Genomic DNA, 14,193 nt, shown 5'->3' with positions numbered 1-14,193 from the left:
GTAGGTAATGTTTAAAAAAATAAAACAATGGTTGACGCTAAAACCTCAAAACGCCAATAAACTGGCCAAAAAGGAACAATTGAAGCACGCAGCCATTTTATTACTGGTGGGTGGGGCATCCTATGGATTTTATTGTTACTCATCAGCTGAGAAAAAAAAACCAGTCCACCAGGAAGAAGCTCCGTTCGAGAGTATTTTTGAAAGTACTTTTAATCAGGGCAGTGACGAAGCACTCCTTCTGCAACAGCAGCAACAAATTGATTCTTTAAAAGAGTTAGTGGCAGAACATCATAAAAAACAGCAGGAAGCAGCACCTGTGAAAACAGAAAATTCGGAAACAAAAGCTTTGATCCAGGCCATGAAAGAACAGCTTTCACACCTTGAAGAAGAAAATAAAAAAATGAACGAACAATTACAGGTTGCACTGGTTTCTACCCGTCAGGCAAGCCTGGTCACCGTTAGGCCGCCAACTCGTGAAGAAATGGAAGCACAGCAAAAGAAAAAGCATCAGGCAGAGCGCGAACTGCTCGCAAAATCAGGACTGGAAACAGTGCAATTTAACAACCGGAAGAAAAAAAACAAGGAAGTGCGAACCTCTAAAAATTATGTTTGGGCGGGAACCTTTGTTGAAGGGGTGTTGCTGACTGGGGTTTTAGGTGATGCAGGAATAAACGGCTCAAAAAACATGGGAACTGCTTTAATCCGCCTTACCAGCGGAGGAATCATGCCCAACAATCAGCGTTCTCATCTGGAAGACTGTGTCGCCCTGGTATCCACTTATGGTGATTTATCAGGAAGTTCCGTGGTGATGCATTTAGAAACACTGTCTTGCGCAGGAAACAACATCAATTTTGAACAAAAGGCCTACGGCTCTGTATTTGATTTGGATGCCATGCAGGATTTACGCGGAACATCCATTCTAAAAACAAAGCCGCTCTTAACCTATTCGGCAGCGGCAGGCATGCTGGCAGGATTTGGTGATGGCTTAAAGAATTTAAATACCGCTCAAACAATCAATCCGGGGGCTGGCACCATTACGACCTACGGGCAGGCATCAACCCTTGCTCAATCGGCTGCTGGTGGTGCGCTTAGTAATCCTGCCAATCGTATTTCAGACTATGTAATGCGCATTGCTGATATTTATCATCCACTGGTTGTGGCACGTGCTGGTCGTCGTGTGTCCGTTTTATTTACTAAAGGCTTTTGGATAGACAAAGAACATCAGGTGTACGAGTCAGGACGCGCTATCAATGAAGGACATGCCCAAAACGAGTCTGGGGTTACAACCACTGTAAGCCGTGCCTATGAATTAAATACACACCCTGTGAATGGCGCTTCATTGATGCAGTCCAATAATCAAGAGCCCATGGTTCAAACCGTTAATCCTGTTGAGAATCCCCTCTTAAATCAACCAGGACAACCCTCTACCCCATTATTTTCAACCGTACAAAATGAGGAGCCACTTCATGACTAAACCTCTATTTTTATTGAGTACCCTTTTCTTAGTGTCGCAGTTATGTGCCTGCTCGAAATCCATCCTCGACAATCAGGATGCAAGATGTCCTTTTTCTGACAGGGGTGGTTGTCAAAGTATGGAAATGGTGAATCGTATGGTGCAGGAAAAACGCTATACACCCGATGGTCAATTCGTGCAGCAGGCAAGAATTCAAGATCTGTATTCAGATTATAAATAGGCGCTGGCACGAATACAGGAGAGAAGCAATGCTTACAAACGCTATAGAATGGGTTCAAGATACTTATCAGTTGCTAAAGGAGACCTGGAATGACAAAGGGCTAGCCGATAACGGAGCCGCTTTTGACCTCAAGGCGCATCAATATCCTTCTTTTACTGAGGAGCTATTACCTTATCAATATTTTGATGAGGAATCGAAGCTGTTTTTTAATGAACACAATGCGGGTTTAATTTATCGCATTGTCCCTTTAACGGGTGCGAATGAACACATAGCAGAGCAGCTGGATGCGCTGCTTCAATCTAAAGTGTCTCATGAGTTCACCTTGCAGTTGATTTGCGTCAAACACAATCAGGTAGGGAAAGATATTGAGGCATTTACTTCGCAGTTCACAAAAAGCGAATTTGAAAATTTAAGCCTGTTAGGAGAGAACCTTAAGGCATTTTATCAAAAAGCCGCCATACACGGTTTTAAAACCAACACGATGCTTGCACCTCGATTAACGCATACGGATTGCTATATCGTCATTGATAAAATCAAAAAAGAATCTGAGAACGATTTAAAAGCCTGTTTTGGCCAGTTTCGCGTTTCATTTGAAGCATCCTTAAGTGCTGCAAAAATTGGATTTAAGCAAGCAGATGCGACTGATTTTTTGCATTTGCTTCAGTTTTATCTGGATAATTGCCCTGATGCAATTACCCCACGCCCTGTTATATACGACAAAACCAAATTACTTAAAGAGCAGGCACTGTCTCATGACTTTGATATTGAAATTAAAAACAATGAAGTAGTAATTCAAGGGGCTAATGAAACTGGACATGCTTATGAAACAGCTGTATCTGTTCTGACCATTGATCGCCTCCCTCGTCAGTATTGTTTATGGGAGAACATCAATAATACCAGCAACATTTTTCATCCTGATAAAAGAATATCCTGTAATCACATCATCTCGGTCATCTATCTGGTTGAAGAGCAGGGACGTGCTCAGGGTAGAGCGAACCGCAAGACCCGTGATTTGGATAAAAAATCTAAAAGTGATTATGCCTTGAATGTAGCGGGAACTGAGGAGCAGGCAAGAGTATGGCGTACTTTTCGAGATGATTTATCCTCACAGAAGACTCGTTCTGTAAAGATGCTTTATAACGTGGTTCTTTTTTCAAGACCTCATGAAAAAGAGCGTGATGTGGAGGCTGCTCGCACGGTATTTGCGTTCAATGACATTAAATTGGCATTGTGTAAACGTATGCAATGTCCGTATTTTTTAGTCTCGATGCCGTTTTTTTTCACAGGAAATCTGGCTAAGGATTTTTCTCTTCCAACCATGATGTGGCCAATTTCTTCATGGAATGCAACCCAATACATGCCAATTCTTTCTGACTGGCGCGGGGTGGGCAAGGGTATTTTGTTGCCCACCATGCGCGATCAGTTTGCCTGCATCGATCCTTTCTCGGGTGCATTTGGCAGCAATTACAATATGGCTGTAACCGGAACATCGGGCGGTGGTAAAAGTTTTTTCATTCAGATGCTGATGCTCAATATTTTATTTAATGGCGGGGATATTTTTATTATTGATGTAGGTGGAAGCTACAGAAAACTGTGTGAGGCGCTTGGTGGGACTTATCTTGAATACAGCAATTTGGCGATGAATCCCTTTACCCATGTTACGGACATTTTACGAGAGATTGATGACATTATTGCCTTGTTTGAATTATTAACTTGCCCGACCAGCGGTGCTACAGATGACGACAGAGGCACTTTAAGAGAAGCCATTTTAACCGCTTTTGGAACAACTCAGAATCAAACGCGCATTGATGAGGTTGCAGGAGTCTTATTGTCATTGTACGAGCACGACCGCGAAACCTATCCTACAGCGCGCATTTTGTCTAAAAACCTTCAGCGTTACTGTTCTGCCTCAGAGCATGGAAAGGCGTTTAATGAACCATCCCAGTTATCGCCTGATGCCCGCATAATTGTAGTTGATTTGAAGGAAATTGAAGACAATCAAAGCATTCGCGCACCGGTTCTCCTGTCCGTTATTTCTCAGTTTCAAAGACGTATGTTCAACTCGGACAGGAACAAACAAAAGATGTGCATCATTGATGAAGCCTGGTCTTTTTTTACAGGGGATTTAATTGCAGTGAACTTTATTACCAAAGGCTTTCGTACTGGTCGGCGGCATAAAGCATCATTTGTCACGATTACTCAGGGGATTGAGGATTATTTTGAATTTTCAGAAGCTCGTGCCGCATGGGAGAACTCCGCTTTAAAGCTTGTTTTTTTACAAGAAGAATCACCGCTTTTAGAGCATCAAAAAAAGCATGAGACTTTTTCGGACTACGAGATGACTATTCTGAAATCATTCCCAATAGCGAAAGAAGCTGGTTTTTCGCAAGTTTTGTTGCGCGCCAACGGTATTTCCTCCTTTCATCGCTTGTTCGTTGATCCATTTACTCGCGTGCTTTTATCTTCTGATGGAGATGATTATCAGGCGGTCATTAATTATGTGGCACAAGGGATTGCATTTCTTGATGCGGTATCGCATGTCGCAGAACTGCATTATGGGAGGGGTTATGCCATTTAATCGCTTAAACACCACATATTGGGTCATTGCAGGAGTTTGTGGGTTCATTGGAGTCCTGGCGGGTATGTTTATGATGTGGCCTAAGCCGTTACCTCTTTTGGTGGTTGATATGAATCGTGCCATAGAGGCACCTTCGGTGCTGCTTGCCCGTTCTAAACTGACTCATGAAGAACAATTAAACATTATGGATCGCTTTTCACGAGCCCTTCCAGAAGTCATCAAGGACTATGGAAGGTCTCACCGGGTAACCTTAGTCAGTGCACCTGTATTGACTGGTTACAAACCCTCCCAAGTGGATGTAACAGACGAGCTCATTGCTTTGACCATAGCAAGGATAAAGCATGAAGCGCACTAACAAACGGTTTTTAGCCCTGATTCTTGGTCTGGCCTTCTTATTAGAGCCTGTAAGTCATGCAAAAAATATTGGTCAGTATGGCCAGACATTCCCTGTTAGAGAAGAGGATATAAGAAAAGTCATTATGAACAAACTCAATGCATTACAGCAAAGTGGTGATTTAGAGCATGTTCAGCGTGATTTAGAGCAGAAAGCAGCGCGTCAGGCGATGAGACCACACCCTTTGGCATTGAGCACGACTCGCACGCCTAAGACGTTTCGCATCTCACCGGCAGTGACTGTATCTCATGATATCTGGACTCCTGATGGGTATTTAATTGCAAAAGCAGGAACGCGGATAAACCCATTTGAGCGCGTTCACTTCCTCAAAACCCTGATTTTCTTTAATGCGGATGATGCAAGACAGGTTGCCTGGGTTAAGAACCATTACACCGATTTTAAGCACGTTAAGTTCATTTTAACCGGTGGTGATGTTCGAGTTGCTGCAGAGCTTTTTGGTCGAATTTATTTTGATGTGAACGGCATCATTTCATCTCGGCTGCAGCTTCAACACGTTCCAAGCATAGTCAGTCAGGTAGGTCTTGATTGGCAAATTAAAGAAATTGGAGTGAATGATGAATAAACGACTTTTCTGTTCAATTGCTGCAGGCTTATTCTTCATCTGTTCATTGCACGCATCGCAGTGTAAAGGGCATTTTGTCAATCCTATTACCGACATTTGCTGGGATTGTTTGTTCCCTTTAACCATTGGTTCCTCCGAAGTAGTAAAAAGCCAGTATCCTGATACTAAAAATCCTGGGAACCCTATCTGTTCCTGCCCAAACAAATTACAACTTTTAGGAGTTACTATAGGTTATTGGGAACCCTTTGCGTTAGTCGATGTGACACGAAAGCCATATTGCATGGTGAATCTTGGGGTGCAACTACATATTAAAGACCAGGGTCTTGGTGGTTCACAAATGCCCGATACGGATGGGCGAGGCGCATTTTATTACGTGCATTGGTACAAATACCCTCTGATGTATTGGCTGCAGGTACTTACATCCATCGGCTGTATGGAGACAGAAGATTTTGATGTGATGTATTTGAGTGAACTTGATCCAACATGGAATGACTCTGAGTTTGCTTTTGTTCTTAATCCAGAGGCCACCTTATTTACCACATCGCCAGTACGGGCGTCTTGTGCAGCAGATGCAACCAAAGCATTGGCAGGAACGGCCATGGATTCTCTATTCTGGTGCCAGGGCGCTCAAGGATCTACCTATCCGCTCAATGGTTTTGTGGCAAATCAGGCAAGTCCCATCAGTGCCGCAACGCTCCTGGCAGAACGCACCGACTTTAAGCTTCATCGCCTTGGAGCAATTAAAGATTCGGTCGGTAAAGATTGGCCTGCACTTTGTCGCACCTATCACTCTTCCATTTTGCCTAAAAGCCGGTATCGCTACCAGTTAGTCAATACATTACCTGATGCGAAACGCTGCCAGCCCTTTGGCCGTTCAGTCATTACCTGGGAGGCCGGACATACCTACCCTGGAGATGGGGATAATTTTGGCTTCATGATTTGGCGCAAGAGAAATTGTTGTTTTTTATAAGGAGGCCTTTAATGGCGCACTACATTAAAATCATTATCCTGTTTCTGACCGGGATTGGCGGATGTTTTGCAAACACTAATGATGAATTAAGGCAGTATCAAGAGGAGGGGGCTCACCAAGTATCAACCATTTCGAGTAAGACAATCGAAATGCTAAATCGTACGTCCTCACGGAATCAATCAGAGCACCAATCATTGATTGATACACTCATGCAACGCAGCGCGGACGGTTTACAAAGCAATCAAAAACCGCAGAGAGTAGAAGGTGCCATTTTATTTGTATCCTTTTCCATGCCCGACTCACTTCTATTTGCATTGAGCGATGAAGCAGCACGGTTTCATATTCCCGTGGTCATTAATGGCTTAGTGGATGGTGATTTTAAACAAACCATAGAAACATTTAAACGCCTTAATAGCGAAGCTCAAAAGCAGCATTTAAACTTTAAGGGAATTTCTATTGATCCGGTCTGGTTTAGTCAATTCCACATTACAACGGTTCCAGCGCTTGTAGTCACAGAGCCCTCCAAGTCTTGCGGTTCAGGGCAGTTCTGTGCCAATCAACCCTTTGATGTAGTCTATGGCAATGCAAGCATAAAAAAAGGACTGGAGCTCATCGCCCAGAAAGGAGATGCAGGAGCCACATTAGCGGCCACCATATTGGAGAAAGGCCATGTTTAGATGCATGTTGGCCATCGTCTGTATTTTTGGATTTGGCACGTTCTCAGCTGCCAATACAACAGCGCAGGACTTTCAGAAATTAAAAGAATACGCAAAATCTTTGGGGAATCAGCCACTGAGCGCCATGAATGAATTTAAGCCCCAGAATACCTTCAAAGACTATACGGAAAATCCCTCGCAATCGCTTCATTATCAGGGGGTTGAAACTGAAAAAACGGATTTAAGTACCTTGGCTGCGAATGCCTTAAAAAATGATGCCGGTGGACATACTGTGACCGAGCATTTTGGTCAGCGCCAGTTTGAAATCAATACTAAAAATGAAGCGATTAAAAACGCCAAATTAATTGAAGAAGAAAGTTATGCGATTACCCATGGACAATCTAATGAGCGGATTAAATGCGATGAAAAGCCACAGGCTTGTGAGATTAAGTCGCATGAGGAAATCTGTCATACATCAAGGCAATTACCAGAACAACAGTGTTTAAAAAAACGCAAAGTAACCGTGAACACAGAACGATGGAGTCAAAGAGCTGACTTTGAGGTATGGGTTCATAAAAAATGGACTGGACTCATAGCGGTTAATCTTATAACGGGTGCGATGACCAATAGCGCAGGAGGACATTTAACCAATCCTGTTAAATTAAATCATCCCTGCGAGGAGATGAAAGCCACAGTACACTCCATTCTAAATAATGGTGGTTCTGCTCATTGGGTGCGTGTTGTGGGACTTCCAACCTGCCAGAATGGAGGAGTAATCACCCTGTATATTTCAGATAAGTTCAGTCGCTATTACCCAATTCAAGTGGCATTGACGATTAATGCTCATTCTAAATCCTATGTGGAAGAAGAGCACTGGGATAATGAATGCGCTGCTCTTGAGACAAACAACCTATGTCAAAAAACACAAGAGCAGTGTACTGATTCCAATCCAACCCGTGTCATTAATGGCCTGCCCGTCACCCGCGATTGCTGGGAGCTTAATGCACGATATCAATGCGCATCCGCTGCAGCTGATGAATGTAAAACGCAACGTGAAAAAGGATGCTTACAGGCAAGCTCGCGCTGTACATTAATGAACAATAATGCCTGTTCACTCTATGAGCAGGTATATCGTTGCGATGAGACAGTCTGCCCACAGCCTGTGGCTTGTGTGCGTGATCTCTTTTGTGCCGATGGAGACTGCACGGAACATGCTGCGACTCAGAATGATGGTTTTGGAGAGGCCATGGCACCCATGGCCGTTGCAGGAGCTGCTGGCGCTGAGTTTGGTAAAACGCAGGCCACCTTATTTTCAGGCCATCCCGTTCAGTGCAAAATCTGGGTTTGGGACATTATTGATTGTTGTTCGAATGAAGGCTGGGCTGACAAACTCCATATCGATTTGTGTCGTGAAGAAGATAAGGCTTTAGGCAAAGCCAAACTCAATTATCTGGCTCATTACGTAGGCGAATTCTGCAGTCAGAAAGATCCCATTTTTGGCACCTGTCTGGAGCACAAACGCACCTATTGTGTCTTTGACAGCAAAATGGCGCGCATTATCCAGGCCGAAGGACGTTTAAGACAATTAAATCCCAATGCTTTAGGAGATGCGGAGCATACACGCTGCGCGGGGCTCAGTGTGAATGAATTACAAAGCCTTGACATGGGGCGCATCGATTTTTTAAACCCTGTCTATCCATTTCCCCAAGGACAACCAACAAAAGAAGCAGGAATTGTAGGCGATGTCGTTTTAAATAGCCCCGACGCTTCAAAAGCAATGGATGAAATCAAACGGCGAGTCCAGAAAAAGGCAGAACAAAAATGAGATTATTTACTATTATTTTAATGTTACTTTCCATGCCGGCCATGGCTGATTTAGTAAGTCCACCTGCTCATGGGTTTCATTGGTACAGTACAGAAAACAAAGAACCTCAGATGAAACCTGTTCAAATTCCAAAGGTGTCAAAGCCTGCGCTGACTCCATATGAAGAGCTCATGGAAGTCCGCAAAGCCACCATGAATAAGCTCGCAACGGCATTAATTGCCCCATCATTTGATGCAACCTATGAGTACATGAAAGCCCAGCAGGTGTATGCCAAAAACAATCAGAAATTTGTCCAGTACTGGCAACAGGTGCTGTTGTCTCATCCTGAGCTGGATCATTCCTTAAATTTTCCAACTGACAATACGGCTGTGGCCATTCGCAATGATTCAATGAATCTTTTAATGGAGAGGGTAGTCCGAGAAGGGGCTAAACGTTATGGATTAATCCTTTTTTACAAAGGGAACAGTTCCATTTCGCAAAAATTCATCACTCATCTTGTGCCATTCGTCAATCAGACCCACTTTTCAATGATTTCGGTCACAACAGATGGACAACCCATTGAAGGTTTGCCTAATCCTAAAAACATACCTCTTCATGAAATACAAAAAACAATGAATTTACAGTCACGCTACATGCCCGCACTGTTTCTTGTTGATTTAAAAACACAAAAAATGTCGCCTTTATCTTATGGTTTCGTCTCCACAACCGAGTTAAAAGAACGCCTGCTGGATGTGGCGACTCATTACAAACGATACAGCTATGAGGGGTTTGAAGCATGATTGTCCGCATCATTTTTTTACTGCTTTGTTCTGTAATTAATCCATTGCACGCCAATGTGGCAGTTGAAGAACTCAATGCACTGTTATTGAAAAAGCAAGCCCCTAAAGCTTTTGCACAGAAGGAATCAGCTGAAGCTAAAGATTTATCCCAAAATTATTATTTTGCATTTATTTATCGAAGCACCTGCCCACATTGTAAAAAATTCTCCCCTGTTTTAAAGGATTTTTCAGAAACATTCCATATTAAGGTTCGTGCTTTTAGCCTGGATGGAGAGTCCCTGGATGGACTCGATACCACACCATTAACACCTGAGCTTTTTCAAACATTCTATGTATCAGGAGGGTATAAGCCTACGGTTCCCGCCTTGTTTTTAGTCAATCGACATACCCTGGAGGCCTACGCTGTCTTGTTTGGAGAAGCAACTCCTTATCAGCTGGCACAAAGAGTACATGAATTAAAGCAACACATTGAGGAGAAATTTAATGATTAGAGCTCTTGTGCTAACCGTTGTTGCGTCTTTTACTTGCGTGACAGGAAATGGTGTTCATGCATCAGCCAGTGCCGATTTAAATCATTTTTTTAATAATCTTGGTTATTCTGCGAATGTCACGGGTAGCCATTCCTATGAATCACAGGCAGCAGGATTTGCATCATTAGGCTCTGTCTATGCCAGAAATCAGGTGCGTTCCATTCAGATAGCTCACGTTGATGTACCTGGGTTTCGCTCAGGATGTGGCGGAATTGATATTTTTGCAGGTGGTTTTTCCTTTATTAAATCAGAGCAGATTGTTTCCTTCATGCAGAATATTTTAAGTAACGGGGCAGGCTATGCAATGAACCTTGCACTGGAGACCGAGCTGCCTGAAATTGCTCATGCCATGCAATACATGCAAAAGCTGGCAAATGACATTAATGGGACAAATTTTAATTCGTGTGAGATGGGAGAAAACCTGACTGCAGCGCTTTATCCCAAAAATAGAGCGGCACATCAGCGTTTGTGTGAGGACATCGGGCGTAATCGTAATGTATACACCGATTGGGCAGAAGCCCGACATAAATGTTCGACAGGAGGGGAGATTGAAAAGCGATTGGAACAGGCAAAAAACGATTCAGAATATAAAGACAGGGCTCTTTTGAATACCAACGTAGTTTGGGATGCATTACAACTGAATGAATTCATCAAATCAGATACAGAAATTTCAGAAGTCTATATGTCGATTTCAGGAACACTGGTATTTGATGCCAAAGGAGGGATGCAAACGTATCCCTCTTTAGCGACTAATCAGGATTTTGTAAAAGCCTTGCTCTATGGAGGCAAATTACCCAGCTATAAGTGCACTGATTCAAACAAACCCATAAAATGTGTTGCCATCAATGTGAAAGGAAGCCAGGAGATCAGCAGCAAAGATGCTCTGGTTTCTCAGGTACAAGCCATCCTGCAGGGAGTTTATGAGAATATCAAATCAGGGACGGCCTTAACGCCACAACAAAAAGGGTTAATTGAACTAACCCAGCCGTCTGTATTTCAGCTCATTTCAGCCAGTGCACAACAGAATATCGGCATACAAAGCAGTTATGAACTTGCTCAGAGTGTAGCAACGGATTTGCTTGCCCAGTATCTTGCAAATTCACTTGAAGTGATTCGAGCATCCCTTGCAGGGCGTGATTTAGGTAGTGATCATGAAGAGAAATTATTTAAAAACCTGCAGGTAGCCCAACAATTTGTAGATAATTTTAATAGCGAATCACGAGCACGTTTTAATGCCGCACTGACCACCAATCAATTGGTTCAAAACAACGTGAAGCAGGCGCTTAATGCCCTTAATCCCATCTTAAGAAAATCATATACCGGAGGGGCACAATGAGCCCATTATTAATCTACACCCCACAAAATGGGATTTATTTAAAAGAGTTGCTTGATGGTATGGCCGCTTTGCTTACTGAATCTACCTTTAGTACGGCGTGTGACATTATCATGATTCTATCCGTTGGTATGGTCGGTTATCAGTACGTGATGGGGAAAAAGCTCGAATCATTAACTCGCTTTGTGCTGACCACCTTTTTAGTCATGTATTGCGTGCTAGGCATTAAAGTGCCTGTGGCTATAATTGACATGCAGACAGCCGAAGGAGCAGGAGAGGCCTTAACAGTTGATCATGTGCCTTTAGGTGTTGCATTACCTGCAGCAGTCATTAGTGGCATGGGGTACGGAATAACAACTGCTTTTAGTGATGTATTTCACATGCCAGATAGCCTGGAGTACAACAAAACCGGAATGATTTTTGGTGCAAGAACCTGGCTTGCGGCAACCCAGACAAGGCTCTCCATGTCGCCTGATTTGGCACAAGACCTATCGTCCTATATCCGTCAATGCGTGTTTACGGCAAAACTTTTGGCAAGTCACCAATTAAGCCCTCAGGAGCTTACCCAAAGTGCTCATCTATCTAAAACCTATTTTGAGAGCCCATCGCCTATTTATCGGGTGATTCTGCACAATGGAGACAATTTAAGTTGTGCTGATGCAGCAGCCAATTTAAAAACTCGATTGCCCGTTGCAGCCAAATTAGAGTTGGAGCGTCTTAATCATCTGGTAACCACAGGTGCTTTAGGATCACGCAACACGGACAGCAGTTCTTTACCAGGCGAAAAGACTTTTGGTGACCGGCTGCAAGCTGCTCACAAATATTACATGAACATTACCGAAGATGCGGCTGAAACACTTACGCAGAATATCTTAATTAATGCGACCCGAGATGCTGCTGCCGATGCTTTTGCTTTTTCAGGAGCTGATGCGGCACTCATGAATTACACCAATACGGACAGCACTCAAAAAATGCACATTGCCGAAGCCAATAGCTTTTGGCTTGCAGGATTTCGCCTGCCTTACTATATGACCGTGATGTGGATGCTAACGCTGTGTATTTTTCCATTAGTTGTTTTAATTTCATTTTTCCCGACCCTGAGTAACGCTTATTTCTTGTGGGTACAATCTCAAATCTACCTTTGGTCATGGCCGCCGATGTTTATTATTTTTCATTGGTTTGTTTCTATGGCCTCAAGTACTACCATTACTTTGTTTGGTCAAAAAACCGGAGGTGTGACCTTCTCTAATATCGATTCATTAGCGAGCATGCACAGTAATTTCGCCTATACGGCAGGCGCATTGGCGGCAAGTGTTCCTGTTATTGCCCTGTACATCACGAAAGGATTGGGACAGATTTTAAGTACCTCCTCCCAGCATTTTGGTGGTATGGCACAATCTTTGTCAGTCAGTGAAGCACAATCTGCAGCTGCAGGTAACATCTCAATGGCAAGTTACAGCGGTTGGAATATGAACTATGAAAATACCAGCGCCAATAATGTTTCGGCTAACAAGCACGATACCAATTGGACGAACATGCATGGGATGCACACGGAACAATTGGGAAGTGGAGTGCTTAAGACGACCACAGGCCATGGAGATGCTGTTTTTGATGTAAGTCCTGGGATGTCACGAGGACCCGTACACATTTCAGATACAAAGGCCTTAAGTGGCTCTTTAAATCAGGCTTTTGAGGAATCCAGGCAGGCTGCAGCCAATGAAAGCCAGCATTATCAAACGTCCTTATCCAGTTTTGCGCACAGTGCCGTACAATTATCGAAAATGCAGGGACATGATATGCGTTTAGGCGATGGAGTATCTGAAAGCGAATCCGGTCAATACAGCCAGGCCTTATCGACCATGACGCATATTGCCTCGGATGTAGCTAAGCGCGAAGGGATAAGCCAAGAGGATGCGCTGGCTCATATGACCTCAGCTGGATTAAATGCCCACGTCGGAGTCGCAAGTGAAAAAAGTATGCTGGGAAGTATTGGGCGATTTGCTTTTGGAGCAACAGGAGGTGCTGATAGTCATGCCAAGTTCGATAGGTCATCAACGAGTAGTGATCGTTACCATGAGGGTACGGACAGCAGCATGTCAGCGAAGGAAGCAGAAGACTTTAATCAGGCGCTTAATTACGTGAGCCAGTTTGCACAAAACCATCATTTTGATAACAGCCATTCGGAAGGGGCAAGCCTTTCGAATCAAATGGGTACTGACTTGCGGGAAGCACAAACGGCAAGTCAAAACTACGATGCCTCGATGTCTAAAGCCGCTCGCATTAGCACGGCCAGGAGTTATGTGGAATCAAACTCCGATCAGATTACAACCGATCTTAATCAGGCATTTCCTGGCTTTGTGGCACACCGCATTGGAGAAAAGGCACGAGATGAATTGTATTCTAATCCTTCAGATCTGGCTTCATTAAAACAATTACAAATGCTAGCTAATGAGTTTATCAGTGAACAACGAGAAGGTTTAATCGCACGATACGGCAATGCTTCTAAAAATGCTCGGATTGACTCCTTTTATCAGGATGCAGCAAATCCATTAAGTACCAAAGAGTCACAAATGAGAGCGGACTACCACAAAAACAGTAATGCATTGGAGGATTCTGGAAGGACTCTGGGAGTTGGCATGGATGCATCAAGAGCCGAAAGCATGCAGCAAAAAATTAATAATCAGGTCGATGCGGCGGTAAATAAAACAAGCAGTGGAGGAGGGCGTTTAAAGAGTCAATACCAGCAAGCGGTTGAAACAACGAACAACGATGTAGGCGAGGGGAAAAAACTGGGGCAAAGTAACGTCAACGCAGTTATACCTCGCCTATTTTACTAAATGGGTTGATCATC

Annotated in this window: 12 protein-coding genes; all 12 read left to right on the top strand. The window is 43.5% G+C overall.

From position 1 onward, the window contains the following. Nucleotides 1-7: 7 nt before the first annotated feature. The 12 genes from Lpar_RS00255 to Lpar_RS00200 are packed head-to-tail and all read left to right on the top strand — an operon-like array spanning nucleotide 8 to nucleotide 14,179. Entirely contained in the window at nucleotides 8-1,474 is a 1,467-nt protein-coding gene (locus tag Lpar_RS00255) for a TraB/VirB10 family protein (RefSeq protein WP_014845148.1), read from the top strand. Further along, nucleotides 1,467-1,694, top strand: coding sequence for a hypothetical protein (locus Lpar_RS00250; protein WP_014845147.1), 228 nt, complete (start codon nucleotides 1,467-1,469; stop codon nucleotides 1,692-1,694). Before Lpar_RS00255 ends, Lpar_RS00250 begins: the two co-directional genes overlap by 8 nt. 28 nt (nucleotides 1,695-1,722) lie before the next feature. Beyond that, nucleotides 1,723-4,272 carry a type IV secretion system protein TraC gene (gene traC / locus Lpar_RS00245; protein WP_014845146.1) on the top strand — a complete coding sequence of 850 codons (2,550 nt, stop codon included), beginning with the start codon at nucleotides 1,723-1,725 and terminating at the stop codon, nucleotides 4,270-4,272. Beyond that, a complete protein-coding gene (locus Lpar_RS00240; protein ID WP_014845145.1) occupies nucleotides 4,262-4,627 on the top strand; it encodes a TrbI F-type domain-containing protein in 366 nt (121 codons plus the stop codon). Before traC ends, Lpar_RS00240 begins: the two co-directional genes overlap by 11 nt. Continuing rightward, nucleotides 4,614-5,249, top strand: a complete 636-nt coding sequence (gene traW, locus Lpar_RS00235) for a type-F conjugative transfer system protein TraW (protein WP_014845144.1) — start codon at nucleotides 4,614-4,616, stop codon at nucleotides 5,247-5,249. Before Lpar_RS00240 ends, traW begins: the two co-directional genes overlap by 14 nt. After that, a complete protein-coding gene (gene traU / locus Lpar_RS00230; protein ID WP_014845143.1) occupies nucleotides 5,242-6,219 on the top strand; it encodes a conjugal transfer pilus assembly protein TraU in 978 nt (325 codons plus the stop codon). Before traW ends, traU begins: the two co-directional genes overlap by 8 nt. Nucleotides 6,220-6,230: 11 nt before the next feature. Further along, nucleotides 6,231-6,896: a type-F conjugative transfer system pilin assembly protein TrbC gene (gene trbC / locus Lpar_RS00225; RefSeq protein ID WP_101901819.1), complete on the top strand. Its 666-nt coding sequence runs from the start codon at nucleotides 6,231-6,233 to the stop codon at nucleotides 6,894-6,896. Further along, nucleotides 6,889-8,700: a type-F conjugative transfer system mating-pair stabilization protein TraN gene (traN, locus tag Lpar_RS00220; RefSeq protein WP_014845141.1), complete on the top strand. Its 1,812-nt coding sequence runs from the start codon at nucleotides 6,889-6,891 to the stop codon at nucleotides 8,698-8,700. Before trbC ends, traN begins: the two co-directional genes overlap by 8 nt. Beyond that, nucleotides 8,697-9,479 (top strand): type-F conjugative transfer system pilin assembly protein TraF, encoded by a 783-nt coding sequence (gene traF, locus Lpar_RS00215; protein WP_014845140.1) that lies wholly within the window; start codon nucleotides 8,697-8,699, stop codon nucleotides 9,477-9,479. The genes traN and traF overlap by 4 nt, the downstream gene beginning before the upstream one ends. Continuing rightward, entirely contained in the window at nucleotides 9,476-9,970 is a 495-nt protein-coding gene (trbB, locus tag Lpar_RS00210; RefSeq protein WP_014845139.1) for a type-F conjugative transfer system pilin assembly thiol-disulfide isomerase TrbB, read from the top strand. The genes traF and trbB overlap by 4 nt, the downstream gene beginning before the upstream one ends. Beyond that, complete coding sequence (locus Lpar_RS00205) at nucleotides 9,963-11,345, top strand: conjugal transfer protein TraH (RefSeq protein ID WP_014845138.1); 1,383 nt, start codon at nucleotides 9,963-9,965, stop codon at nucleotides 11,343-11,345. Before trbB ends, Lpar_RS00205 begins: the two co-directional genes overlap by 8 nt. Continuing rightward, a complete protein-coding gene (locus tag Lpar_RS00200; RefSeq protein ID WP_014845137.1) occupies nucleotides 11,342-14,179 on the top strand; it encodes a conjugal transfer protein TraG N-terminal domain-containing protein in 2,838 nt (945 codons plus the stop codon). Before Lpar_RS00205 ends, Lpar_RS00200 begins: the two co-directional genes overlap by 4 nt. Nucleotides 14,180-14,193: the final 14 nt, after the last annotated feature.

Origin of the sequence: Legionella parisiensis, from assembly GCF_001467945.1 — a bacterium.
GTDB lineage: Bacteria > Pseudomonadota > Gammaproteobacteria > Legionellales > Legionellaceae > Legionella > Legionella parisiensis.
This window is presented reverse-complemented; position numbering and strand designations above follow the sequence as displayed.

Excerpts from the sequence above, each read along its gene's own strand:
- trbB (WP_014845139.1), top strand. The coding sequence starts at position 9,476 with ATGATTGTCCGCATCATTTTTTTACTGCTTTGTTCTGTAATTAATCCA.
- Lpar_RS00250 (WP_014845147.1), top strand. The coding sequence starts at position 1,467 with ATGACTAAACCTCTATTTTTATTGAGTACCCTTTTCTTAGTGTCGCAG.
- traW (WP_014845144.1), top strand. The coding sequence starts at position 4,614 with ATGAAGCGCACTAACAAACGGTTTTTAGCCCTGATTCTTGGTCTGGCC.
- Lpar_RS00205 (WP_014845138.1), top strand. The coding sequence starts at position 9,963 with ATGATTAGAGCTCTTGTGCTAACCGTTGTTGCGTCTTTTACTTGCGTG.
- Lpar_RS00240 (WP_014845145.1), top strand. The coding sequence starts at position 4,262 with ATGCCATTTAATCGCTTAAACACCACATATTGGGTCATTGCAGGAGTT.
- trbC (WP_101901819.1), top strand. The coding sequence starts at position 6,231 with ATGGCGCACTACATTAAAATCATTATCCTGTTTCTGACCGGGATTGGC.
- Lpar_RS00255 (WP_014845148.1), top strand. The coding sequence starts at position 8 with ATGTTTAAAAAAATAAAACAATGGTTGACGCTAAAACCTCAAAACGCC.
- traU (WP_014845143.1), top strand. The coding sequence starts at position 5,242 with ATGAATAAACGACTTTTCTGTTCAATTGCTGCAGGCTTATTCTTCATC.
- traF (WP_014845140.1), top strand. The coding sequence starts at position 8,697 with ATGAGATTATTTACTATTATTTTAATGTTACTTTCCATGCCGGCCATG.
- Lpar_RS00200 (WP_014845137.1), top strand. The coding sequence starts at position 11,342 with ATGAGCCCATTATTAATCTACACCCCACAAAATGGGATTTATTTAAAA.
- traC (WP_014845146.1), top strand. The coding sequence starts at position 1,723 with ATGCTTACAAACGCTATAGAATGGGTTCAAGATACTTATCAGTTGCTA.
- traN (WP_014845141.1), top strand. The coding sequence starts at position 6,889 with ATGTTTAGATGCATGTTGGCCATCGTCTGTATTTTTGGATTTGGCACG.